The following is a 24636-nucleotide window of genomic DNA, read 5'->3' on the forward strand; positions in this document are numbered from 1 at the left end:
GCGCCGTCACGACGCCCCCTTACCCACCCGACCGGGAACACCCCCCAACTACCCGCGCCAGGGCAAGGGGGCGCAGGCAGCCCGTGAGGCCGGGGCGTGGGCGGGTTGTCAGGCGGTCGGGGGTTCGGAGGGTGTTGAAAGGCGGGCCGGCAGGCGGGTGGACAGGCGGGCGAACAGGTAGCCCAGGGAGTTGGTGGCCAGGTGGAGGAGCACTGGGGCGGCCAGGCCCGCGTGGCGGCGGAGTTCGCAGAAGGCCACGCCGGCCACCCCCGTGGACACCACGCTGCCCGCCACCACCCGCGCCGTGTCGAGGTGGGTGGGGGACTCGGCGGCGGTCAGGGCGCCCAGGGCCGGGTTGGCCTTGGCCATGTCGATCGACGGCAGGATGTGCCACAGGCCGAACACGGCTGAGGATCCGGCCGTCGCCGCGACCGTGCCGTGGCGGCGACGCAGGGCGGCGTACAGGACGCCGCGGAAGCCGACCTCCTCCAGCAGCACGGTGCCGAACGGGACCTGCACCAGCGCCTCCTCCAGGACTCTGGCGCGGGTCAGGGACAGGGCGCGGTCGTCGTGGAACAGGGGGCGGGTCTTCGGGTGGGAGATGCCCGCGGTGTAGACGACGGCCACCGCAGCGAACAGGGCGCCACCGGCCACGGCGCCCCTGCGGCCGTGCTGGAAGCCGAGATCCTCCCAGGTCAGCCCGGACCTGCGGGCCATCGCGACCAGCGCCGCGGTGGCGGCGGCGGAGGTCAGCGGGCCGAGGCGGGGGGCGATCCGGTTGTTGAGGATGTTGGCCGCGGTGAGCACGGCGAGGGAACGTAGCAGCACCACTGCAGGCTAACTGGCGGCCGGACTGTGCCAGCCGGTGGGAAAGCGGGCGCGACGGCGCTCGACCGGCGTCATCCCGCCCCAGATGCCCTCGGACTCGCCGGCGCTCAGCGCGTAGTCGCGGCACTGGTCGAGCACCTGGCACCCGGCGCAAACGGCCTTGGCCCGCGCCTCCTGCCCGGGGCTCGGCGCGAGCGGGAAGAACAGCTCAGGATCGCTGGTACGGCAGGCGCCCCTGCGCAGCCAGCTGATCTCTCCCAACGGCATGGCACCACGCTAGACCGGGTCGGCGGCGGCGCGCATCATCCCGTGGTCGTACTTCTCAGCAGCCGCCTACTCCATCGCGGTAGCCGACGGCGAAGGAGGCCTGGCGCTGCTCGGCCGTACCGTGTGCCTGGGGGTTGAACCAGTCCTCGTCGGGGTCGCCGGCGGCGGCGAGGTTGAGCAGGAGCTCTTGCTCGTCACCGGGTTCGGCGCGGAGCGCGCCGGACTTCACCAGGGCCGCCAGGGTGCCGCCCGCGTAGCAGTCCGCCTGGAGCTCCTGCTGCACGTTGAGCTGGAACGACGTTTCGAGCTGCGCCTGTACGGCATGCCCGAACTCATGCGGGATGATCAGATAAACGGAGCCGTCACCCATCTCCTCCCACAGGCCGCGCATCCACCGGGCGTCGTAGGCGATGAAGTGCCCGGCCGGGCAGTAGAAGGCGTTGTTCGGCACGGACGGCTGCCCGCCGCACCTCGGCCCGCCCTCGCCCTCATAGGCCACGAACTCCGTGACCGGCCGGTACGTCCGGCCCAGCGCGGCGAACTGCTGCTTCCAGTACTCCTCGCTCAGCACCCTCGCCGAGTTCACGTCGTCTTCGAAGGTGTCCTTGCCGGTGGCGTCCATGGACGGGGCGGGGACCAGGCCGCAGGCGGACAACAGCGCCATGAGCACGACGAGCGCGAGGGGACGCTTCACGTGGTTCACAATGCCCAAGTGTGCCCTGGTTCACTCTGCGGATTCGCGGCCAGTGCCAATCTCAGGCATTCGGCCAGATCGTCGAGGTGGCCGGCGCCTTCCAGGAAGCGGGCGAGGGCGACGGCCAGGCGGCAGCAGTGCTCGGCGCGGCCCTCCGCAGCGGCCTGCCGTACGGCGGAGACGAGGCCGGGACGCTCGCTCTCGAACCAGTCGGCCGGATCGCCCACGGCGACGCCCTTCGGGGTCCAGCGTCCTTCCGGCGGTCCGCTGCCGCCGCCGAACCGCAGCCCGTTGGCCTGGTCGGCGAGGACGAGCCAGCCGTCGAGCAGCCGTCCCAGCGCCTCGGCCCGCTCGTCGCCGCCGGTACGCCGGGCGGCGAACCGGCGGACGACGTCCTGCAGCCGGTAGCGCGCCGGTCCGGTGCGCTCCAGCAGTTGGGCCTCCACCAGGCGTTCTGCCATTTCCTCCGCTTCGGCGAGGTCGGCGTCCAGGAGCGCGGCGCACACCCAGGGCGCGAAGTCCGGGGCCTCGACCAGGCCGGTCAGGCGCAACAAGCGCTGGGCGGGCTCGGGCAGCCCGGCATACCCGAGACCGAGCACCTCGGCGGCGGGCCAGCCCAAAGCCTCGGGGTCCTGGCCGTCGGAGCGCGGGGTTCGGGGGATCGCGTGGCCGGACAACCGGTCGGCCATCCAGCTCACCGGCAGCCGGGGCTCGGCGGTCAGGCGGGCCGCCGCCACGCGGATGGCCAGAGGCGAGCCGCCGCAGTGCCGTACCAGATCGCGCGCCGCGGCGACCTCGGCAGCCACGCGGCCCGCACCCGCGATCTTGGCGAGCAGCGTCATCGCGGGGCCGTTCTCCAGCGGCGCGAGCTCGACGAGCGAGAGGCCGGCGCGGGGCGCGCTCGGGCGGCTCTGGCGTGCCCCGAAGCCGGACATCCCCGCCCAGGCCGGCCACGCCGGCCGGGCCGGGAGGGGCCCGGACCCGGGCGGTCCGGCGGTCGCGTCGCCCAGACCGGAGCGGAAGGCCCCCTCCGCCATTCCTCCCGGTTCCGAGCGAAACGCCTCATCCGCCAGACCTCCGAGCCCGGGCAGAACGGAGCCCGCCGACATCCCGCCCAATCCCGGCAGCCGGGAGCCGCCGGTCAGCTCGTCGAGGCCGGAGCGGCTGGTGATGAGCACCGCGCAGCGCGGGGCCTCGGGCAGGAGCGGGCGGGCCTGCGCGGCGTCGGCCACGTCGTCGAGCACGATCAGCGCGCGCCGCCCGGCGAGCTTGTTGCGGTAGAGCTCGGCGCGTTCCTCGATCCCGTCGGGCACCGCGTGCCCGGGCACGCCCAGCCGCCGCAGGAACCCGGCCAGCACCTCGGCCGGACCGCTGCCGCGCAGGCTCGCGAAGAGCTGGCCGTCGGGGTAGCTGCCGTTGACGCGGTGGGCGACGTGCACGGCGAGCGCGGTCTTGCCGATGCCCGGCTCCCCCGACACGACGGCTCCGGCCTCGCGGCTCAGCAGAGCGGCCAGCGCGCCGGTCTCCTCCTCGCGCCCGGTGAAGTCGGGCAGGTCGGCGGGCAGCCTGCCGGGCCGTTCGGGGACACCCGCGTCGCCGCGCAGGATCGCCGCCTCGATCTCCAGCAGCCGCTCGCCCGGCTCGAAGCGGGCGCGGGCGCGGGCGCGTTCCAAAGCGATCAGTGCCTCGTGCTCGCGGCCGCAGCGGTAGAGGGCGAGCACCATCTGTCCCCACATGCGCTCGCGCAGCGGGTGCCGCGAGACGAGCACGGCCAGTTCGTCCGCGACGGCCGCGTGCTTGCCGAGCTTCAGCTCCAGGTCCAGGCAGTCTTCGAGTACGGCGAGGCGACGCTCGTCGAGCCGTTCGACCTCTCCGGTCAGCGGCCCGAGCTCGACCCCGTCGAAGGCGGGCCCGCGCCACAGCGCCAGCGCCGACCGGTAGCGTCTGCTCGCCTTCCAGACGTGCCCTGCCCCCGCGAGGGCACGTCCTTCGTCGGCCCGCGCCAGGAACGCGAGCATGTCCAGCTGATCGTCGGCGACCTTGAGGAGGTAGCCTCCCGGGGTCGTCACGATCGTTTTCGGGGACAGCCCGACGTCGGTCATGAGCCTGCGCAGACGTCCCACGCAGTTCTGGGCCTGCCGTCGTGCGGTGGGTGGCGGCCGCTCGCCCCAGGCCAGCCTGACGATGGTGCCGATCGAGACCACCTGGTTGGCGCGCAGCAGCAGCAGAGCGAGGAGCTCTCGCTGGCGCGGCCCGGGGGGCTGCGCCAGCCGTTCACCCACCGTGATCTCGAGCGGGCCGAGAACGCGGAACATGGCGCTCAGCCTCACCCATCGCCCCCGCCCCGGTCACCCTCTTTCGACCACAACCGAAAGACCCTGCTTATGACACCGATATGACGAAAATTCTGGTCATAATGGCGACACGATCCACCGAAGAGGCCGGTCGCATGTTACGCATTCACTTCACCGGAGACGACCTCGCTCGCACCCGCCTGGCGTCCTCCGCCGATCCGCTCTGGGAGACGGTCTTCAGTCTCCATCGGCTGTACGGCCGGCGCGGCCGTACCTTCTTCGCCGACTGGCTCACGCAGGTGGCCCCGCGGCTGTCCGCGGAACCACTGGGCGGGCTGCGTTCGCTGGCCCCGCCCCGGCCCTACTTCCCCGACTTCCTCACGCCCGGCAACGGGGGCACACTCGACGACGGGCTCGACAGCCTGCTGTCCACACCGGGCACCAGGGTCAGGGACGAGGTTTCCCGGCTGCCGGGCCGTACCGGCTGGGCCAGGGACCTCGCGCGCGCCGACGCGCAGACGATGGACGAGGTCGCCGGCGCGCTGCGCTCCCTGCACCGGATCACCGTCGCCCCCTACTGGGGCCAGGTGCGCAACCAGGTCGCCGCCGACCACGCGCGGCGGCTGCGCGCCTTCCACTCCGGCGGCGTCGAGGCGGTCCTGCACAGCCTCCGGCCGATCATGCGGTGGCTGCCGCCGGTGCTGCACGTGGAGTACCCGGTCGACAGGGACCTGCACCTGGGCGGGCGGGGGCTGCTGCTGATCCCGTCGTGGTTCTGCTGGGGCACGCCGGTCAGCCTCGCCGACCCCGGCCTGCCGCCCGTGCTCGTCTACCCCGTCGAACACCGGGGCGCGTGGCTGCTGCCCTCGGGCGAGGCGGCGGACGACGCGGTCTCCGGGCTGCTCGGCCCCACCCGCGCGGCGGTGCTGCGCGCCACCAGGAGCGCCCGCTCCACCACCCAGCTCGCCCGGCTGCTGCACATCTCCCCCTCCTCCGCCAGCCAGCACGCCTCGATCCTGCGCGCGGCCGGCCTGATCACCAGCAGCCGCGAGGAGAACTCCGTCATGCACACGATCACCGAACTGGGCGAGAGCCTGCTCACCTAGACGGGCCAGGTGTGGACCGGCTCGTTGGTGTGCATGCGCTCGATGTACTCCAGCGTCATCAGGCGCAGCGCCTCGTGCCGGTCGCCGCCGATCGCCTCGACCTTCTCCACCTGCCACGTGGCGCCCGTACGCCCGGTCAGGCAGCGCCCCTCGATGACCCCCAGCAGGCGCTCGGCGACCGACTTGTCCACACCCCAGCGTTCGAGCCCCTCGTACGCCATCGGCAGCAGGCGGCGCAGGATCAGCTCGACCGCAGGCACCTCGCCCGCGCCCGGCCAGTAGAGGCGGGCGTCGATGCCGTGCCGGGCGGCGGTGTTGAGGTTGTCCTCGGCCGCGGCGAACGACATCTGGCTCCAGATCGGCCGCTCCGCATAAGGCAGGACGGCCATCAGGCCGTAGTAGAACGCGGCGTTGGCGGCCACGTCGAGGACCGTCGGGCCCGCGGGCAGCACCCTGTTCTCGACGCGCAGGTGCGGGGCGCCGTCGACCACGGCGTAGACGGGGCGGTTCCAGCGGTAGATGGTGCCGTTGTGCAGGGTCAGCTCGGGCAGGTGCGGGATCAGGCCGCGTTCCAGCAGTTCGCGCGGGTCCTCGTGCTCGACCAGCGGCAGCAGGGCGGGGAAGTAGCGGACGTTCTCCTCGAACAGGTCGAACACGCTGGTGATCCACCGCTCGCCGAACCACACCCTCGGGCGCACGCCCTGCTCCTTCAGCTCGGCCGGGCGCGTGTCCGTGGCCTGCTCGAAGAGGCTGATCCTGGTCTCGCGGTGCAGCTCCTTCCCGAAGAGGTACGGCGAGTTCGCCGCCACGGCCACCTGTGCTCCGGCGATGGCCTGGGCGGCGTTCCAGTGGGCGGCGAAGGCCTCGGGGCTGACCTGGAGGTGAAGCTGAACGCTGGTGCAGGCGGCCTCGGGGGCCACGCTGTCGGCATGGGTGTCGAGCCGTTCGACGCCCTCGATGAGCAGGTGCAGGTCCTCGCCCCTGGCCGCGAAGATCTGCTCGTTGAGCAGGCGGAAGCGCGGGTTGGCCGACAGCGTGCCCTCGCCGATGTCCTGCTCGCGCAGGGTCGGCAGGATGCCGATCAGGACCAGGTGCCCGTTCTCCGACCTTGCCCTGGACTCGGCGTGGTTGAGGCGGGAGCGCACGTCGTTCTCCAGGGCGAGGGCGCCCTCGCCGTCCAGCCCCTGAGGTTCGATGTTGATCTCGATGTTGAACTGGCCCAGCTCCGTGGCCCAGTCGGGCTGGGCGATGGCGGCCAGGACCTGCGCGTTGCGCATCGCGGCTTCGCCGTGTTCGTCGACGATGTTGAGCTCGATCTCCAGCCCGGCGAGTGGGCGTTCAAGCTCGAAGCGGGATTCCCGCAGCATCTGGGCAAAAACGTCCAGACATCGTCGTACTTTTTCCCGATATGTCCTGCGGTCTTCTCGGCTGAACACGACGACTGGCACGTCCCTGCCCATACCTCGAAATGTCGCACGATCTAGCCCCAAACACCAGCCCACCCCCACCCCAACCACCCGGAAACCCGCCACCCCTGGGAAACCACCCCACGGACCCCCAGCCCACGGCATCACCGCGTCTCGGACCCGCGCCCGGCGACACCGCGCCCCACGGCCTTCCACCCGGCACGCTCCGCCCCCACGCGCTCCCGCCCGGCAGCTCGCGGCCCGGCGTCGTCCCACCCAGCAGCTCGCCGCCCGGCGGCGTCCCACCCCAACTACCCGGACCGCCCCGGAACCCCGCCACCCATGGGAAAACCACCCCCGCGGAACCCAGCCCACGGCATCACCGCACCACACCGCCCTCCACCCGGCGTGGCGTCACACCCCGCGGTGTCCCGCCCTGTGGGTTATCGGCTCGTGAAGTCCTTGGGGTCAGACCAGGCGGCGGGCGGTGGCCCAGCGGGAGAGTTCGTGGCGGTTGGACAGCTGCAGCTTGCGCAGCACCGAGGACACGTGCGTCTCCACGGTCTTCACCGAGATGAACAGCTCCTTGGCGATCTCCTTGTACGCGTACCCACGCGCGATCAGCCGGAGCACCTCCCGCTCCCTCTGGGTCAGCGAGTCCAGCTCGGGGTCGATGGGCGGCGCCTCGGAGGAGGCGAAGGCGTCCAGGACGAACCCGGCCAGCCGCGGCGAGAAGACGGCGTCGCCCTCGGAGACGCGGCGGATGGCGTCGGTCAGCTCCTTGCCGCTGATGTTCTTGGTGACGTAGCCGCGGGCGCCGCCTCTGATGACGCCGATGACGTCCTCGGCGGCGTCGGAGACGGACAGGGCGAGGAACCGCACCTGACCGCCGGAGCCGAGCACGCGGCGCAGGACCTCCTGGCCGCCGCCGCCCGGCATGTGGACGTCGAGCAGCACGACGTCGGGCTCCATCTCGGCGATCGCCCTGACCGCCGAGTCGACGTCCTCGGCCTCGCCGATGACCTGGATGGAGTCGCCCAGCTCGGCGCGTACCCCGGAGCGGAACAGCCTGTGGTCGTCGACGATCAGGACCTTAATCACGCTTCGCCACCTTCATCGTCAACATCACCTCTGTGCCCTCGCCCGGTTCGGTGCGTACTCTGGCGCTGCCACCGTGCCGTTCCATTCTGCCGATGATGGACTCCCTGATGCCCATCCGGTCGAGCGGCACCTCGTCCAGATCGAAGCCCTTACCCCGATCCTTCACGAAAACGGTGACTTCTTCACCCTCCACTTCCGCGTAAACGGAAATGGACTGGCTCTCAGAGTATTTGGCGGCGTTGACCATCGCCTGCCGGGAGGCCTTCAGGAGGGCGGCGAGCTTGCCCTCGGCGTCGATGTCGATGTCGCCGACGCAGACCACCTCGATCTGGACGCCGTGCGCGTCCTCCTCCTCGGCCGCGATCCTGCGTACGGCGGCGGCCAGCGTGGCGTCGGCGTCCTGTTTGGGCTGGTAGAGCCAGTTGCGCAGCTCGCGTTCCTGCGAACGGGCGAGCCTGGCGACCTCGCGCGGGTCGTGGGCGACGCGCTGGATGAGCGTGAGCGTGTGGAGCACCGAGTCGTGGACCATCGCCGCCATCTCGGCCCGCTCCTCCTGCCGGATGCGCTCCCGCCGTTCGAGCTGAAGCTCTTTCCAGAGGCCGGCCAGCCAGGGCGCGACGATCACCACGAGCCCGACGACCACCACGACGGTGAACAGCAGGCCGGGCGTGGCGTCCTGCAGCTCGTCCTGGGCGATGAGGAAGCCGACGCCGCCCGCGACCACGAGGACGATGCCGATCAGCGTGCGGGCCCGGTTCTTGCGGATGCTCTTGGTGCCGCCCGCGATCCATTCCCTGCGGCGGTCGGGGTCGGCCTGTTGCCAAAGGATCAGCGCGCCGATGCCGCCGATCGCGAACGGGATCATGCCGATGCCGCCCTGCGAGGCGCCGCTGATCCAGCCGAAGGCGAACAGCGCCACCCCGATCGCGACGAACGCCGCGAGCTGGCTCCAGTCGCGCGAGGGCGGCGGCCCCTCGTGCTCCTCCCGCGGCGTCACCATCCACAGGACCGCATAGGCCACCGCACCCACGCCGTCCACGGCGGACAGCAGCACGAACGCCAGCCGGATGACGATGGGGTCCAGCTTCAGCTGGTCGGCCAGCGCGTGCGCGACGCCGCCCACGAGGCGGCCGTCCATGCGCCGGCGCATGCGGCGATAGGGCGCCTCGGCGGTGCCGGGCTCTGCGAGAGTCTTCTGGTCAGCCATAACACCGACATAGTCACATGTCGGCGGGGGTGCGGGCATCAGGGAACAACCCCCAGGGTCGGCTCAGGGGTGTCCCGGATGCGAGCGCGCGCGGGTGCCGTCACGATGGAGTACATGACGGAAGCTCCATCGTACGAGGCCCGGGTCCTGCGCCGCAGCAGTGAAGGGCGCATCCTGACCGGGGTGTGCGCCGGGCTGGGCAGGCACACGGGGATCGATCCGGTGGTGTTCCGGGTCGGTTTCGGGATCCTGCTGTTCGGCTCCGGTGTGGGGTTCTTCCTCTACATCGCGGCTTTCATGCTGATGAAGGACACGCGCGGCATGCCCGGCATGATCGAGCACTGGACCCGGCGTGACTTCGACGCCGAGGCCGTGCTGGCGATGATGACCGCGGTGCTGGCGTTCGGGCTCGGCATCAACCTGACCACGGTCTGGCTGGCCACGGGCACGCTGGTGGTCGGTCTGGTGCTGGTCATCTCGCTGCTGACCGCGCATGCCAACGGGGTGGACCTGCTCGCGCTGGCGCGTTCGATGCCGGAACGGCTGAGCCGCAGGCAGACCGCCTCGCCCCGGCCCACTCCCCCGGTGCCGCCGCCCTACGGCCGCCCGGAGCCGGGCCGGTCGATGGTCGACGTGGCGTTCGCGGCCGAGGCGGCGGCTCCGCCGTACACGCAGCAGAGGCCTTACACCCCGCAGCGGCCCTACACCCCGCACAACGCGGAACCCGCAGAGAGCGCGCCGACCCGCGAGCAGCCCGTGCCCCACGAGGACGCCACAACCCGGCACGAGCCCGTGACCAGGCAAGAGTCCGTCACACAAAGCGAGCCTGTCGCACTGGACGAGCCCGTCACCCGCGAAGACTCTGGCGCGCAACACGAGACCGTCACCCGCGATGACCCGCCCACCCGCGAGGAGCCCGTCCGCTACGGCGAGCCGCTCCCCGAGGAGCCCCGCGAGCACCGGCCCCCGCGCGTCCACGCGGCGCGGGACAGGCCGCCGACCCGCGAGGAGGCCATGATGCGGGTCGAGGCGATCATGCGCGAGAAGCGCGCGGCCCGTCAGGCGGGCGGGAGCCCGCGCCCCGCTGAGGGCGTGCCGCGCATCCCGCACCACGAGCCGTTCGCCCCGCACGGCCCCTACCAGCCACTGGACCCGGCCAAGCGGCCCGGGCACTCTCCCTACGACCCTGCCCTGTACGGCAAGCCGGTCCCGCCGCCGACGAAGAAGAAGCGGCCACGCTCCTTCATCGGCGTGATCACCGTGCTCCTGGCACTCATCATTGGAGGGATCCTCGTGGCTGTCCAATCAGGGTCGGCCCAAGGCGTGAACCCGACCACCGTCGGCGCGGCGGTGCTCATCACGATCGGCGCCGGACTGCTGGTCGCGGCCTGGTGGGGACGCGGTGCGGGCCTGGTGGCCCTGGGCACGCTGGTAGCGATCGTGATCGCCAGCGGCCTGATCGTCGGCGGCCTGCCCAACAAGGTCGGCGACTACGACTGGACCCCGCTGACGATGGCGGAGGCCAGCAGGAACTACGACGTGGGCGTGGGCGAAGGCCGGCTGGACCTGTCCGAGCTGAAGCTGGAGCCGGGCGCGACGGCGGAGTTCAACGCCTCGGTCTCGGTCGGCGAGCTGATGGTGATCGTGCCGCCGTCGGCGCGGGTGGAGGTGCACGCGACGGCGAAGGTCGGCGACATCACGATCGACCAGTCGCTGCGCGGCGGCGTGGACGTGGAGTTCGACAAGGTGCTGGCTCCGGAGACGCCGCCGAAGGGCGCGGTCTCGACGATCGTGCTGAACCTGCGCGGCGGGATGGGCGATGTGGAGGTCCGGCGTGCCGCGTGATGTGGACAAGCCCCGCCAGTTGCACAGGACCGACTGGATGGCGTTGCTGAGCGGCCTGCTGTTCGTGGTGCTGGGCATTCTGCTGGCGACCGATTCGATCACGGACGCGGCGGTGCTGGTGGCGCTGATGGTGGTCGGGCTAGGTTTTGCGGGGCTGGTGGCGGTCGTCGCGAGGATCACTCGCCGTAAGTGACCCTTGACCGGTACAAACACCGGCGTACGTTCGGGAGTGTCCGCCTTGCCCCCCTGAGAGGGAGGACGTATGCCCCGAATCGCCATCACCGTCGACGGAATCGCGTACGAGGAGGAAGTCGAGCCGCGGCTCCTTCTCGTCCATCTGCTGAGAGACCGGCTAGGCAAGACCGGGACCCCGATCGGCTGCGACACCAGCAACTGCGGCGCCTGCACGGTGCTGCTGGACGGCAAGTCCGTCAAGAGCTGCTCCGTGCTCGCGGTCCAGGCCGACGGGTCCGCGATCACCACCATCGAGGGCCTGGCCGCCAACGGCACGCTGCACCCCATGCAGCGCGCCTTCCACGAGGAACACGCCCTGCAGTGCGGTTACTGCACGCCCGGCATGGTCATGGCCGCCATCGACATGCTGCGCGACGACCCGGAGCCGTCGGAGGAGTCCATCAGGCACGGCCTGGAGGGCAACCTCTGCCGGTGCACCGGCTACTGCAACATCGTCAGAGCGGTACGGCGGGGCGCGCAGGACATGGCGGTGAAGACGCCATGACCGAGGTGGGCACGGCCAGGCGGCGCAAGGAGGACGCGCGCCTGCTCACCGGCCGTACACAGTGGACCGACAACATGCAGCTGCCCGGGATGGCCTACGTGGCGTTCCTGCGCAGCCCGATGGCGCACGCGCGGATCACCAGGGTCGACGTGTCCGCGGCCCGCGGCCTGCCGGGCGTGATCGCCGCCTACGCAGGCGCGGACTTCGCGGAGGAGCAGGGCAGCCTGCCGTGCGCGTGGCCGGTCAGCGAGGACATCGTCATCCCCGACCATCCGCCGATGGCGGTGTCCGAGGTGCGCTACGTGGGTGAGGCGGTCGCCTGCGTGGTGGCGACCGACAGGTACAAGGCGGCCGACGCGCTGGACGCGATCGAGGTCGACTACGAGCCGCTGCCGCCGGTGCTCGACATGAACGACGCGCTGACCGAGGGCAGCCCGAAGGTGCACGAGGCGGGCAACCAGGCGTTCACCTGGCGGCTTACCCAGGGCGACGTGGACGCGGCGCTGCGGGACGCGCCGGTCCTGATCGACCGCACCTACATCCAGCAGCGGCTGATACCGACCGCGATGGAGCCGCGGGCGGTCATGGCCACCTCGGACGGCGAGAGCTTCACGTTGTGGAGCGCGACCCAGATCCCGCACGTCCTGCGGCTGATGCTGGCGCTGACGACCGGCATCCCCGAGCACAAGCTGCGTGTGATCGCCCCCGACGTGGGCGGCGGGTTCGGCTCGAAGCTCCAGGTCACCGCAGAAGAGGTGCTCTGCCTGCTGCTGACGAGGAAGACCGGCAGGCCGGTCAAGTGGACGGAGTCGCGCTCGGAGGGCAACCTGACCGTGCACCACGGCCGCGACCAGATCCAGCACGTCACGCTGGCGGCCGAGGCCGACGGGCGCATCCGCGGGCTGCGGGTGGAGCTGCTGGCCGACATGGGCGCCTACCTGATGCTGGTGACGCCGGGCGTGCCGATCCTGGGCGCGTTCATGTTCAACGGCATCTACAAGATGGACGCCTACGACTTCAACTGCACCGGCGTCTTCACCACGAAGATGCCGACCGACGCCTACCGGGGCGCGGGGCGGCCGGAGGCCACGTACGCCATCGAGCGGGTCATGGACGAGCTGGCCGCCGAGCTCAACCTGGATCCGATCGAGGTGCGCCGGCGCAACTGGATCAGGCACGAGGAGTTCCCGTACACCACGGTGGCGGGGCTGACCTACGACTCGGGCAACTACGAGGCGGCCACGGACAAGGCGTTGTCCCTGTTCGGATACGACAAGTTGCGGGCGGAACAGGGCGATCGGCGCGACCGGGGCGATCCGGTGCAGTTGGGGATCGGTGTCTCGACGTACACGGAGATGTGCGGTCTGGCGCCCAGCCGGGTGCTCGGCAGCCTGTCGTACGGGGCCGGAGGCTGGGAGCACGGTTCGGTGCGCATGCTGCCCACGGGCAAGGTCGAGGTGGTCACCGGCTCGTCGCCGCACGGCCAGGGGCATGAGACCGCGTGGAGCCAGATCGTGGCCGACGCGCTCGGCGTGCCGTTCGACGACGTCTCGGTCATTCACGGCGACACCGCGATCTCGCACAAGGGCATGGACACCTACGGCTCGCGCTCGCTGGTCGTCGGCGGCGTGGCCGTGCTGGCGGCGTGCGAGAAGGTCAAGGAGAAGGCCAGGAAGATCGCGGCGCACGTGCTGGAGTGCGCGCCGGACGACGTCGAGTTCAGCGAGGGCACGTTCAGGGTGCGCGGCACGGACAGCGGCAAGACCATCCAGGAGCTGTCGCTGGCCACGTTCGCCGCCCACGACCTGCCCGACGGCGTGGAGGCGAGGCTGGACGCGGACGCCACCGTGGACCCGGACAACTTCTCCTTCCCGCACGGCACCCACCTGTGCGCGGTCGAGGTGGACACCGAGACCGGCATGACGAAGATCCGCTCCTACGTGGCCGTGGACGACGTCGGCAAGGTGGTCAACCCGCTGATCGTCGAGGGCCAGGTGCACGGCGGCATCGCGCAGGGCGTGGGGCAGGCGCTCTACGAGGAGGCCGTCTACGACGCCGAGGGCAACCTGCTGACCTCGACGATGGCCGACTACCTGGTGCCGTCGGCGGCGGACCTGCCGGCGTTCGTCACCGACCGCACGGAGACGCCGGCCACGTCCAACCCGCTCGGGGTGAAGGGTGTCGGCGAGGCCGGCACGATCGCCTCCACGCCGGCCGTCGTCAACGCCATCGTGGACGCGCTGCGCCCGCGCGGCGTCCACGACGTCCAGATGCCCTGCACGCCCGAGCGAATCTGGAGGGCACTGTCATGATCCCCGCGCAGTTCGACTACCTGCGCCCGGCGACGCTGGAGGAGGCCTGCCAGGCGCTGGCCGCGGACGACGAGGCGAAGGTGCTGGCCGGCGGGCAGTCGCTGCTGCCGCTGCTGCGCCTTCGCCTGGCCTACCCGACCACGCTCGTGGACATCGGCCGCCTGCCCGGCCTCACGGGCGTGCACGACCGCGGCGATCACGTCTTCATCGGCGCGCTCGCGACGCACGACGAGGTCCTGCGCTCGCCCGTGGTCCGCGCGGGCTGCCCGCTGGTGGCGCTGGCCGCCGCCACGGTCGCCGATCCCGCGGTACGGCACCGCGGCACCTTCGGCGGCTCCCTGGCCCACGCCGACCCGGCGGGTGACCTGCCCGCCGTGGTCCTGGCGCTGGACGGCGTCCTGGTGGCCAGGTCGGCGGAGGGCGAGCGGGAGATAGCCGCGGCCGACTTCTTCGCCGACTACCTGGAGACCACTCTGGAGGCCGGCGAGATCCTGGTCGGCGTCAAGATCCCCAAGCTGGCCGGCGAGTGGGGCTTCCACTACGAGAAGTTCCGCCGCACCGTGCAGGCGTGGGCGATCGTCGGCGTGGCCGTGGCCGTGCGGCGCTCCAACGGCTCGATCCAGGAGGCCAGGATCGGCCTGAGCAACATGGGCACGACCCCGTTGCGCGCCCGCGCCGCGGAGAGCGCTCTGCAGGGCGTGGAGCTCGGCGAGGCCGTACGGCAGGCCTGCGAGGAGGCGTCGGCCGACACCGCGCCGCCGGCCGACCTGCACGCGCAGCCGGACTACCGACGGCACCTGGCCAGGGTCCTGACCCATCGCGCGGTCAGGACGGCGGCGGGAACTCCGTAGGCCCGTCGGGGGCGCCCCTTCCGGGGTGCCCCCTTTCCGGCGTAATGTCGCAAACAGGAGGCGTCGATGGCGATGCGGTTCGAGCACGAGTTCACGGTTCCGGTCCCGGTGGAGCAGGCTTGGGCGGTGCTTCTCGACGTCGAACGGGTCGCGCCCTGCCTGCCCGGCGCGGCGCTCGACATCGTCGAGGGCGACGAGTTCACCGGCAGGATGAAGGTGAAGGTCGGCCCGATCACCGTGACCTACCGGGGCGCGGCCCGCTTCGAGGACGTCGACAAGGACGCCCACACGCTCACGATCAAGGCGTCGGGCAAGGAGGCGAGGGGCTCGGGCACCGCCTCAGCCACGGTCGTCGCCAAGCTGACCCCGGCGGGCCCGTCGAGCGCGGTGAGCGTGGAGACGACGTTCAACGTGACGGGGCGGCCGGCGCAGTTCGGCAAGGGCGTGATGGCCGAGGTCGGGGCGAAGCTGATCGACCGGTTCGCGGCCAATCTGGCGGAGCTGCTGGCCGAGTCGGGGACGGAGGCGGCAGCCGTACCGGGGAGTGGCTCGCACGACGACGAGGAGCGGCACCTGAGCGCGGTCCCCGACCCGGCGGTCGCCGACACGCACCCGACCGGGACGCTGCGCACCTCGCGCACGGCCGACGAGGAGGCGCTGGACCTTCTGGAGGTCGCCGGCGCGCCGCTGCTGAAGCGGGTCGCGCCGCTGGTGGGCGGGGTGGCGCTGGTGGCGCTGATCATCTGGCTGATCAGGCGTTTTTTGCGGTAGTTAAGGCGAGATCAGCGGTAAAAACACCATCAAGTCCGGACACATCACCCGAAGAGGGGGAATGCCTGAACCCGAGTGTTCGACTTCTCGGGGGAGATGGGCATGCCGGACTGCACCGTTGTCATCATCACCTTCAACGATGCCGAGCGGGTGCCCAGGGCCGTGCGCTCCGTACTCAGGCAGACCCTGCGCGACATCGAAGTGATCGTCGTCGACGACGCCAGCACCGACGGGACCGCCCGCGCCATGGGCGCCTTCGAGCGCGCCGACCCCCGGGTCCGCTACCTGCGGCGCGAGATCAACAGCGGCGGCTGCGGGGCCCCGCGCAACGACGGCATCGACGCCGCCTCCGCCCCGTACATCATGTTCCTGGACAGCGACGACGAGCTGCCCAGGCACGCCTGCAAAAGCCTGCTGACCGAGATCGAACGCACCGGGGCCGACTTCGTCTCCGGCCAGATCTCCCGCTACTACGAGCCCAGCGGGCGGCTGGAACGCTACTACCCGCGCCTGTTCGCCCGCCGCCGGATCGTGAACGGCATCGCCGAGGACCCCGAGCTGTTCCTCGACTCCTTCAGCACCAACAAGCTCTACGACGTCACGTTCCTGCGCCGCAACGCGCTGCGCTTCCCCGAGGACATCCACTACGAGGACCACGTCTTCGCCACCGAGCTCTACGCGACCTCGCGGCGCTTCGCGGTCGTCCCCTGGGTGATCTACCACTGGCACCGCGCGGCCGAACCCACGTCGATCTCCCTGAGCATCAAGGAGATGGACAACGTACGGCACCGCATGATCGCCGCCCAGCGCAGCGACAAGATCCTGCGCGACCACGGGCGCGAGGACCTGCTCCCCGAGCGCCAGCACCGCTTCCTCCGCCAGGACCTGCGCGTCTACCTCAACCCGCTGCCCGCCCGCGACCTGGTGTGGGTCAAGGAGTTCGCCGCGGTCGTCCGCCCCTACCTGGCGACGATCCCGCACGAGGTCATCGACCGGATGGAGCCGATGGCCCGGGTCTGCTGCCACCTGATCCTCGACGACCGCATCGACGACCTGCGGGTCGCGGTCCGCTCCCTCACCGGCGCCGCCGCCCCGCCGCGCGCCGCGATCCGGCACGAGGGCCGCACCTACTGGGGCACCACGCTCACCCCGGGCATGGACATCACCCGCCTGCGCCTGGCCGAACTGCCCTTCAGCGCCGCGCGGCTACGCCACGAGGTCACCGAGATCGCCGCGGACGCCGGCCGGGTCGCGATGACCGTCCACACCTACGACCCTTTCGGCGCGCTGCCCACCGAATGGAGCGCGTTCCTGACCTACGGCGGGCACCGCTTCCCCATCCACCCGCACCCCAGCGGCGACGGCTACGTCAGCGAGATCATCTTCACCCCCGAGGGCAAGGGCGACCCGCGCATCGGCTTCACCCGCGAGCGCGACGGCCACACCACCGCCGACCGGCTGCTGGTCGACCCGAACCTGGAGCCGATCCCGCTCAACGGCTTCACCGTCCAGGCCGCGGGCTCGTCCGCCTTTCTGCGCATCACCGCCCCGTCGATCCGGCGCAGGCTGGCCGGCAAGATCAAACGCGAGGTCCTGGCCCGGGTGAGCACCCCGGCCATGAAGCTGCGCGTCTACAAGGCGCTGATCAAGGTCGTGCCGCGGCGCAAGGACCTGGCGCTCTTCGAGTCCGACTGCGGCAAGGGCTACACCGGCTCCCCGCGCGCCATCTACGAGGAGCTGCGCCGCCGGGAGCTGCCGATCGGGGTGATCTGGTCGGTGGCCCGCGGCAGGAAGAACTTCCCCGAGGACGCCGGCCTGGTCCGCCGGATGAGCTGGCGGCACATCTGGACCATGGCCCGCGCGGGCATCTGGGTCGACAGCCACGGCTTCCCCCTCGACTACCCCAAGCCGCGCGGCACCCGCTACCTGCAGACCTGGCACGGCCAGGGCATCAAGTCGATCGGCTTCGACGCGCCCGACCTGCGCGCCGACTTCGCCGGCCCGCGCGAGCAGTGGCGGGCCGCCGTCGCCCGCTGGGACGCGCTGATCGCGCCGAGCGAGGAGTTCACGCGGGTCTTCGTCCCGTCCAACGGCTACACCGGCCCGCTCTACCGGTACGGCACGCCCCGCTGCGACGCCCTGGTCCGCGGCGAACCGGTGCCCAGAGTGTGGGAGGAGCTCGAACTACCCCCGGAAAAGAAGATCCTCCTCTACGCCCCGACCTACCGCGACACCGCCAAGAACAGCGGCAGATCCGTCCGCGTCGACCTGGAGACGATGGCCGAAGAGCTGGCCGACGACTGGGTGATGATCCTGCGCACCCACCCGGTGGAGCGCTACCACGTCCCCCAGCACGTACGCCACTTCGTCCGCCCGGCCGGCGCCTACCCGGAGATCAACGACCTGATGCTGGCCTCCGACGCGCTGCTGACCGACTACTCCTCCGTGATGTGCGACTACGCGGTGACCGGCCGGCCGATGCTGTTCTACATCGACGACTGGGACGAGTACCGCCTGGCCGAGCGCGGCGTCTACCACGACCTGCCGTCGATCGCCCCCGGGCCCTGCCTGACCAGCACCGAGGACGTCATCACCTGCCTTCGGGCGCTGCCGGCCGTACACACGTCGTTCGCGGAGAAGTACGCGGCCTTCCGCGAGCTGTGGTGCGCCGACGAGCGGGGCAACGCCTCGGCCCGGGTCGTGCAGGACTTCTTCGCGGTGCCGCTGGAACAGCCCGTCACCGACCGCTCCGTGGTCTGGGGGACGCGGTGAGCATCGTCTTCGCGTGCATGGACGCCGACACGCTCGGCGGCATCCAGCAGGTCACCCACACGCTGGCGCAGGGCCTGGCGGTGCGCGGCCACGACGTGCACGTCATCGGCCTGCACCGGGCGGCCACGCCGTTCCGCTACGTGGCCGAGCCGCGCTACCGCAAGCACGTGGTCGGCCGCGGCCCCATGGGACCCGAGGGCCGGCTGGCCCGCCGGGCCGCCGACCGCCGGCTGCGCGCCGTCTTCGAGTCGGTGACGCCCGGCTTCGCCGTGCTGACCTCGCCCGGCGTGGTCACCCGCCTGGTCCCGATGCTGCCGCGCCGTCTGCGCCCGATCGGCCAGTACCACGGGTCGTACGAGCACGCCCGCGGCTCCTGGCACCTGGGCTCCATCCGCAGGCACTACCCCGAGCTCGACCAGGCCGTCTTCCTGAGCGATGACGACGCCTGGCTGTTCTCCGAGCACGCGCTGCTGCCGAACACCTGGTCCGTGCCCAACCCGCTGGCCGCCTGGCCGGCGAAGACCTCCCCGCTGAGCAACCCGAGGGTTCTGGGCGTGGGCAGGCTGGAGGGCGTCAAGCGCTTCGACCGCCTGATCAGCGCGTTCGCCCGGACCGGCAACCCCGGGTGGGAACTCCACCTGCTGGGCGACGGCGCCGAGGAGTCACGCCTGCGCGCCCACGCCGAACGTGAGGGCGTCGCCGACCGCGTCGTCTTCCGCGGCCGGGTGCCGGCCGCGCAGATGCCCGCCGAGTACATGAACGCCGCCGTCCTGGCCCTGACCAGCGAGCACGAGGGCCTGCCCGTCGTCCTGCTGGAGGCGGCGGCGCACGGCGTGCCCGCGGTCGCCTTCGACGTCTCCGGCGGCGTCCGCTCGACAGGCCCGGAACTCGTTCCGGCGGGAGACGTGCGGAAGTTCGCCTCCGCCCTGTCCGACCTCATGTCCTCCCCGGACGAACGCCGCCGCCTGGGCGCCGCCGCCCGCGCCCGCGCCGCCGCCTTCCGCCTCGACCAGGTCCTCGACCGCTGGGAAACCCTCTTCGCCCACATGACCCGGTGAACGCGGACGGCGGGGCCCGCGGGCCCCGCCGTGGTCGAAGAGATGGGTCAGACGCGTTCGGTCAGCGGGGTTTCCGCGCGCTGCTGCGGGATGCCAGCCAGGGCGCGCTGGCCGGTGGTGAGCAGGGCGGCGACCGGGCTGGGCTCGCGCAGGCGGTTGATGCGGTCGCGCATGCCCTTGCGCATGCGCGAGGCCCGGCGCTTCTGCATGGTCTTCTGGAAGGCCAGCACGTGCTCCTTGGCCGCCTTCTCGGTGCCGCTGAGCTCGTAGCCCATGGCCTCCAGGCGCTCGCCGAGCACCTGCTCGCACAGCGCGATCTCCCAGTCCTCCAGGCGGGTGGACCAGCTGCCGACGCGGGACTTGGTGACCTCGCCGTGCGTGTTGCTGTGCCACACCTTGTGGACGGGCACCGCCACCTGGGCGGCCTCGCGCGGCGAGAGCATCGCCTGGTCGAAGTCCTCCTCGAGGAAGTGGCAGAGCTTCTTCATCTCGGTGGTCGGGTCTTCGGTGAGGTCCTCGTAGCGCAGCTCGTAGTAGCTGTCCTCGGGCATCGACTTACGCAGCTTCGCCCCGGCGTCCATCGCCTCGGCCCAGGTGGAGACGGCGTGGAAGGAGTCCAGCGTGTACCAGGGCATCTCCTTCAGCGACGACACGCAGTCGCGGCCGTCCCTGATGAGGTGGACGAACTGGGCGTCGGGGAACAGACGCAGGAGCAGGTCGACCTGCTTGACGTAGCTGGGCCGCTTGTCGCCCCAGCGGGCCTTGCCGAACCGGTCGGCGTACATCCTGAAGGCGGTGCCGATGACCGAGCCGAGCGAGCCGGGCCCGTCGGCGGACTCCTGGACGTACTCGTCCTTGTCGATCTTGAGCTCGCGGAACTTGGTGTTCTTGTCGGTCGCGATCCACTGCGCCAGCGCCTGCCGCGCCGAGGCGACCCGCAGGTCCCCGAAAATGCGGCGCCGGTAGTAGGCCGGGACCAGGAAGCGGGTCTCCGGCGGCACCGCGATCCGCGGGTGCGAATGCAGCATGAGCTGCAGCATCGTGGTCCCTGAACGTGGACACCCGATGACGAATATCGGCCGATCCGACATAGCTTCGATACCCCCGAAAACTTAGACGAGAACGTGCTCTCGGCTCTCCTGGGAGGACACGACGGCGAAGCGTCGCGCGAAGAGCCACATGCGATACACCAGGAAGATCTCGTTGGCCAGCAGCAGCACGCTGGCGGCTGCCGAGACCGGGATGAGCGCCGCCGCTCCGATGAGGGGCGCGACCACGAACACGGCGGCGTGGAACTCGATTCCGCTGATGAGATGGGAGCGCACCCGCCGGCGCGCCAGGTACTTGTTGAGCCTGCGCATGAACGACGGGTGGCGCGCGGGCCGGACGACAACCTCCTCGGACACCGTGGGCTTGGGCGGCATGCCCTCCCTGATCGCCTCACGGACCCGCTTCATCTGCGGCGCGTTCACGTACCTGAACAGATCCAGTACGGCTACCGCCGCCCCCAGCACGATGAACTCGACGTTGTGCGTGAGCATGTACTGCCCGACGGCCAGCCCGGTGGCGCAGAACACCACCCGGACCCGGTCCCCCACGTAGTCGAGCCACAGGCCGAACGGCGTCCCCGTGCCCTTCAGCCGGGCGATCTTCCCGTCGACGCAGTCGATCATGAAGCTGAGGTAGAACACGACCGCCCCCGCGGCCAGTTCGTCAACCGCGAAGCAGGCCGCCGACACGAGGCCGAGGACCAGCGAGAAGACCGTGAGCGCGTTGGGTGTGACGCTCGTGCGGTTGGCGACGATCAACGCGACCCGGCAGGCGACCGGGTCCACGAAGTACACGGTCCACCAGGAGTCTCTCCGCTTGCGTGTCGCGTAGACGTCATCGAGCGAATAGGTCCTCATGGATTCCAGCATGGCCACTCACGGTCGGGAACCGATTACTCTCTGGAACTACTGGAAGATTTCCATGCCGCTTCTTGACCATCCCGGAAGACTCGGTCGACCACACGGGCCGCCGCCAGGCCGTCGTCCAGGGGGCAGAACGTCCTGGCGAAGGCGGCGTACAGCCCGGCGTACTTCTCCTTGACCTCCTCGATGCCCGCCACTGCCGCGATGACCTCGCCGGTCTCGCGCAGCAGCGGTCCCGGCGCCTCGGCCTCGAAGTCGAAGTAGAAGCCGCGCAGCGTGTCGCGGTAGTGCTCCAGGTCGTAGGTGTAGAAGAGCATGGGCTTGCCGGTGACGGCGAAGTCGAACATGGCCGAGGAGTAGTCGGTGATCAGAATGTCGGCCACCAGGAACAACTCCTGGATGTCCGGGTAGGCCGACACGTCGATCACCCGCGCGCCGGACACGCCGGGCCGGTCGGTGACGTTCGGGTGCGCCCGCAGCAGGAAGACGTGCTCATCGCCGAGCTCGGCGGCCATCCTGGCGAGGTCGAGCCGCAGGTCGCAGCGGTATCTCCCGCGTGCGGAGAAGTCGTCGTCGCGCCAGGTCGGGGCATACAGCACCACCTTCTTCCCGTACGGCAGGCCGAGCCGCCGCCGCACCGCCTCGGCCTCCTCCGGCCGGTGGAGCACGTCGTTGCGCGGGTAGCCCGCCTCGACCACCTCCCCCTCGAACCGGAACGCCCCCCGCAGCACGGGCGTGGACCAGGGGCTGGGCGACAGCAGGTGCGTCCACTGGCCCACCTCGGCGCGCAGCCGTTCCTTGTAGTCGGCGCGGGCGAACCTGACGGTCTCGATGTCGAAGCCGATGCGCTTCAGCGCGGTCCCGTGCCAGGTCTGCAGCACCACCTGGCCCTCCCGGCGGCGGAACCACCTGGGCAGGTGCGCGTTGGTGATCACGTAGCGGCTGCGCGCCAGCGCCTCGTAATAGGCGGCGCTGTTGGTCCGCACAGGAACCAGCCCGGCCGGCAGCTCCACCTGCCCGTCGCGCACGTTCCACAGCAGGTCGAACCCGGCGCCGCGGCGCGCGAGCTCCTCGCAGATCGCCCTGGGACTGTCGGAGAACTGCTTGCCGGTATAGGAGTCGAAGAAGACCGCCTCGCGCAGTTCCTCCTTCCGCACCCGCGGGTAGCGCACCTCGCGCAGCCTGCGCTGCCTGCGCTCGCCCCGCTCCTCTTTGGTCAGGTCGGAGCCGACCTTCAGCCCGACCTCGCCGCCGCCCCCGGCCGTCAGCTCCAGCTCGCGTCCCCCGGCCCGCATCCCGCACGCGGGCGTGCGCACCTCCAGCTTGAGCGGCCGCCCGTCGTCCATGCGCAGACTCAGGGTGTACGCCCCCGCGGGCAGCGGCACCGCCCCGTCGAACCTGGGCACGCGCAGCACCGGCACCCGCGCCTCCAGCCGCCCGCCCGCGATCGTCACCGGGAAGCGCACGTCGGCGCCGTGGCTGGCGTGCCTGGCCGTCAGCTCGACCCGGCCGTCGCCGCCGCGGATGAGCGAGCCGCTCAGGGCCAGCGCGCCGTCATGGTCCCAGGCGGCCGACTCCAGGTGGAGCGTCTCCGGCTGTTCGCGCAGGGTGAGGTGGCCGGTGGGCGCGCGTTCGACGATGAGGTCGCGGCCCCCGACGGCGTGCCGGGCGCCCTCGGCGGCCAGGCTGATCGGGCCCACGCCCGGCACCTCGGCCCGCCAGCTCGCGGTGGTGTCGAGTCTCGGGTCGGCCAGGCCCCGGGCGGGCAGCAGGTCGCGTACGTCCACGGCGAACTCGATCGTGCTCCCGCGCACGACGGCGGGACAGCGCCGGACGACCTCTCCCGGAGTCCTGATGAGCACGACCTCGGGTGCGGGTCCGGACAGTTCCCCACGGAAGATCAGCCCGTGGCCGTCGAGCCGGTGCGCGGTGACCGCCGCCGCCTGTTTTCCCGAGTGGACGCGGAAGCATCCGGTCTCCGACCACGAGAACCAGACCTGGCCGTGGGCGGTCTCGAAGATCCCGCCGCGCGTCGGCTGGGCGCCGGGCGACTCGGCCAGCCTGGCGCTCCTGCGCCGCCCCCGGTTGGTCACCGTGAGCTCGACGTGCCAGTCGGCGGCCCCGGCGGGCAGCGCCGCCGGGTCGATGACCGTGCGGAAGCCGCTCCAGTCCTTGCCCGGGGTGGTGATCGAGCGGGTGAGGAACGTCGTGACCGGCAGCGTGATCCGCGCGCCGGTGCCGTCGTCGACCAGGTGGGCGCGGACCTGCTGGTGGATGCGCTTGAGCGGGCTGAGGTGGCGCAGGGTGGCGCGGCCCTCGATAACCAGCCGGCCGTCCTCGGCGCGCAGGGAGTCGATCTTGTGGGTGGCCTCCAGGTCGCTGTGGTGCAGCCGGGTGGCCGAGTACGGCAGCGCGACCGGGGGGTCGAGGTGATAGGCGTGCAGGCGGCCGCGGACCCGGGCGGCCGCCTTGGTGGCCGCCTCCCATTCCAGGAACTCCAGCAGGTCGTCGATCCGGCGGGCGCGCACCAGCTCCCACTTCGCCCGGCGGTCGGCGGGCAGGGCGGCCAGGACGCGGGGCCGTACCGTGGCGAGGTAGTCGCCCGTGAGGTCGAGGAAGCGGGCGCGGTAGTCGTGATCGCCGTGCGGCAGCGAGCCGAGAAGGGCGGGCAGGTCGCTCCGCAGCACCATGTGGTCCCAGGCGTCGATCCGGTCACCCCAGCCGTTGCCCCCGAGGAAGGCGCGCACGCAGCGGACGAAGCCGACCCTGTCCTCGACCGTCTTCACGCTGGCCCGTTCCCCGGCGCCCTCCTCCCGCTCGCGCCACAGGTAGACGGGCACCGAGGTCATGTCCACGGAGCCCGCGCCGAAGTGGCCGCGCAGGGCCACGAAGGTGTCATCACACGGGACGCCCTCCGGCATGGTCAGGCCGTAGTGGTCCCAGAACGCGCGCCGCCACATCTTGTTCGTCACCTGCCGGTCCATGAGCAGGATCTCGTGCCGGGTGACGTGGGTGCGCAGGCGCGGGTCGCGGAAGATCTCGCGGTGCGGGCCCGAGGGGTGGACCGAGCGGGAGGTGAAGCGCCGCACGTTCCCCGACACCAGGTCGGAGCCGGTCGTGTCCAGGATGGCGGTCATGGTCTCCAGCGCGTGGCGCGGAAGCAGGTCCGCGCCGTCCAGGAAGACCAGGAACTCGCCGCCGGCCTCCTCCACCCCGGTGTTGCGGGCCGCCCCGAGGCCGCCGTGCCCGCGCCTGAACAGCCGGAAGCGGCGGTCCTCCGCGGCGAAGCGGGCGGCCACGGCGGCGCCGTCGTCGGACGAACCGTCGTCCACCATGACGACGTCGAAGTCCCGCCAGGTCTGGGCCTGCAGCGACTCCAGACAGGCGGCCAGGTACGGCTCGGCATCGTGGAACGGGACGACGATGCTCACTCGGGCCAAGATGGACCTCCAGGTCAGATGCGGACTTCGGC

General features: G+C 71.4%; 19 protein-coding genes. 9 read left to right on the top strand and 10 right to left on the bottom strand.

Features of this window, described 5'->3' with window-relative positions; all coding sequences use genetic code 11:
* Nucleotides 1–108: 108 nt before the first annotated feature.
* The 4 genes from HNR40_RS02115 to HNR40_RS02130 are packed head-to-tail and all read right to left on the bottom strand — an operon-like array spanning nucleotide 109 to nucleotide 4104.
* Nucleotides 109–828, bottom strand: coding sequence for a CPBP family intramembrane glutamic endopeptidase (locus HNR40_RS02115; protein WP_184957948.1), 720 nt, complete (start codon nucleotides 826–828; stop codon nucleotides 109–111).
* A 9-nt stretch (nucleotides 829–837) separates the two neighbouring features.
* The gene (locus HNR40_RS02120) at nucleotides 838–1095 is read right to left on the bottom strand and encodes a WhiB family transcriptional regulator (protein ID WP_184957949.1); all 258 of its coding nucleotides are present in this window, start codon (nucleotides 1093–1095) and stop codon (nucleotides 838–840) included.
* 55 nt (nucleotides 1096–1150) lie between these two features.
* Nucleotides 1151–1789 carry a neutral zinc metallopeptidase gene (locus tag HNR40_RS02125; RefSeq protein WP_312896153.1) on the bottom strand — a complete coding sequence of 213 codons (639 nt, stop codon included), beginning with the start codon at nucleotides 1787–1789 and terminating at the stop codon, nucleotides 1151–1153.
* 5 nt (nucleotides 1790–1794) lie between these two features.
* Nucleotides 1795–4104: an AfsR/SARP family transcriptional regulator gene (locus HNR40_RS02130; protein WP_184957950.1), complete on the bottom strand. Its 2310-nt coding sequence runs from the start codon at nucleotides 4102–4104 to the stop codon at nucleotides 1795–1797.
* A gap of 134 nt (nucleotides 4105–4238) precedes the next feature.
* On the opposite strand from HNR40_RS02130, the gene HNR40_RS02135 reads away from it, so the two are divergent.
* A complete protein-coding gene (locus HNR40_RS02135; protein WP_184957951.1) occupies nucleotides 4239–5189 on the top strand; it encodes an ArsR/SmtB family transcription factor in 951 nt (316 codons plus the stop codon).
* On the opposite strand, the gene HNR40_RS02140 is transcribed toward HNR40_RS02135, so the two are convergent.
* From HNR40_RS02140 to HNR40_RS02150, 3 genes are all read right to left on the bottom strand, one after another.
* Complete coding sequence (locus tag HNR40_RS02140; RefSeq protein WP_246508294.1) at nucleotides 5186–6556, bottom strand: glutamate-cysteine ligase family protein; 1371 nt, start codon at nucleotides 6554–6556, stop codon at nucleotides 5186–5188. The genes HNR40_RS02135 and HNR40_RS02140 overlap by 4 nt on opposite strands.
* Before the next feature lie 507 nt (nucleotides 6557–7063).
* A complete protein-coding gene (locus tag HNR40_RS02145; protein ID WP_184957953.1) occupies nucleotides 7064–7696 on the bottom strand; it encodes a response regulator in 633 nt (210 codons plus the stop codon).
* Nucleotides 7689–8903, bottom strand: coding sequence for an ATP-binding protein (locus HNR40_RS02150; RefSeq protein ID WP_184957954.1), 1215 nt, complete (start codon nucleotides 8901–8903; stop codon nucleotides 7689–7691). The genes HNR40_RS02145 and HNR40_RS02150 overlap by 8 nt, the downstream gene beginning before the upstream one ends.
* A gap of 114 nt (nucleotides 8904–9017) precedes the next feature.
* Between HNR40_RS02150 and HNR40_RS02155 the strand changes: the two genes are divergently transcribed.
* The 8 genes from HNR40_RS02155 (at nucleotide 9018) to HNR40_RS02190 (ending at nucleotide 19251) form a co-directional block, all read left to right on the top strand.
* A complete protein-coding gene (locus HNR40_RS02155) occupies nucleotides 9018–10748 on the top strand; it encodes a PspC domain-containing protein (protein ID WP_184957955.1) in 1731 nt (576 codons plus the stop codon).
* Nucleotides 10738–10941 (top strand): hypothetical protein, encoded by a 204-nt coding sequence (locus HNR40_RS02160; protein WP_246508747.1) that lies wholly within the window; start codon nucleotides 10738–10740, stop codon nucleotides 10939–10941. Before HNR40_RS02155 ends, HNR40_RS02160 begins: the two co-directional genes overlap by 11 nt.
* Before the next feature lie 69 nt (nucleotides 10942–11010).
* Complete coding sequence (locus HNR40_RS02165) at nucleotides 11011–11487, top strand: (2Fe-2S)-binding protein (RefSeq protein ID WP_184957957.1); 477 nt, start codon at nucleotides 11011–11013, stop codon at nucleotides 11485–11487.
* Nucleotides 11484–13799 carry a xanthine dehydrogenase family protein molybdopterin-binding subunit gene (locus HNR40_RS02170; RefSeq protein WP_184957958.1) on the top strand — a complete coding sequence of 772 codons (2316 nt, stop codon included), beginning with the start codon at nucleotides 11484–11486 and terminating at the stop codon, nucleotides 13797–13799. The genes HNR40_RS02165 and HNR40_RS02170 overlap by 4 nt, the downstream gene beginning before the upstream one ends.
* Entirely contained in the window at nucleotides 13796–14650 is an 855-nt protein-coding gene (locus HNR40_RS02175) for an FAD binding domain-containing protein (protein WP_184957959.1), read from the top strand. The genes HNR40_RS02170 and HNR40_RS02175 overlap by 4 nt, the downstream gene beginning before the upstream one ends.
* 66 nt (nucleotides 14651–14716) lie before the next feature.
* Complete coding sequence (locus tag HNR40_RS02180) at nucleotides 14717–15421, top strand: SRPBCC family protein (protein ID WP_184957960.1); 705 nt, start codon at nucleotides 14717–14719, stop codon at nucleotides 15419–15421.
* A gap of 102 nt (nucleotides 15422–15523) precedes the next feature.
* Entirely contained in the window at nucleotides 15524–18193 is a 2670-nt protein-coding gene (locus HNR40_RS02185; RefSeq protein ID WP_184957961.1) for a bifunctional glycosyltransferase/CDP-glycerol:glycerophosphate glycerophosphotransferase, read from the top strand.
* Nucleotides 18190–19251 carry a glycosyltransferase gene (locus HNR40_RS02190; protein WP_312896154.1) on the top strand — a complete coding sequence of 354 codons (1062 nt, stop codon included), beginning with the start codon at nucleotides 18190–18192 and terminating at the stop codon, nucleotides 19249–19251. The genes HNR40_RS02185 and HNR40_RS02190 overlap by 4 nt, the downstream gene beginning before the upstream one ends.
* Nucleotides 19252–19298: 47 nt before the next feature.
* Here the strand turns inward: HNR40_RS02190 and HNR40_RS02195 are convergent, their stop codons facing one another.
* From HNR40_RS02195 to HNR40_RS02205, 3 genes are read right to left on the bottom strand one after another with little or no spacing between them, the layout of a single operon-like run.
* The gene (locus tag HNR40_RS02195; protein ID WP_184957962.1) at nucleotides 19299–20342 is read right to left on the bottom strand and encodes a sulfotransferase family protein; all 1044 of its coding nucleotides are present in this window, start codon (nucleotides 20340–20342) and stop codon (nucleotides 19299–19301) included.
* A 21-nt stretch (nucleotides 20343–20363) separates the two neighbouring features.
* Nucleotides 20364–21158 carry a CDP-alcohol phosphatidyltransferase family protein gene (locus tag HNR40_RS02200; RefSeq protein ID WP_246508298.1) on the bottom strand — a complete coding sequence of 265 codons (795 nt, stop codon included), beginning with the start codon at nucleotides 21156–21158 and terminating at the stop codon, nucleotides 20364–20366.
* A gap of 35 nt (nucleotides 21159–21193) precedes the next feature.
* A complete protein-coding gene (locus tag HNR40_RS02205; protein ID WP_184957964.1) occupies nucleotides 21194–24595 on the bottom strand; it encodes a bifunctional glycosyltransferase/CDP-glycerol:glycerophosphate glycerophosphotransferase in 3402 nt (1133 codons plus the stop codon).
* Nucleotides 24596–24636 lie beyond the last annotated feature (41 nt).

It is taken from the genome of Nonomuraea endophytica (assembly GCF_014203235.1).
GTDB lineage: Bacteria > Actinomycetota > Actinomycetes > Streptosporangiales > Streptosporangiaceae > Nonomuraea > Nonomuraea endophytica.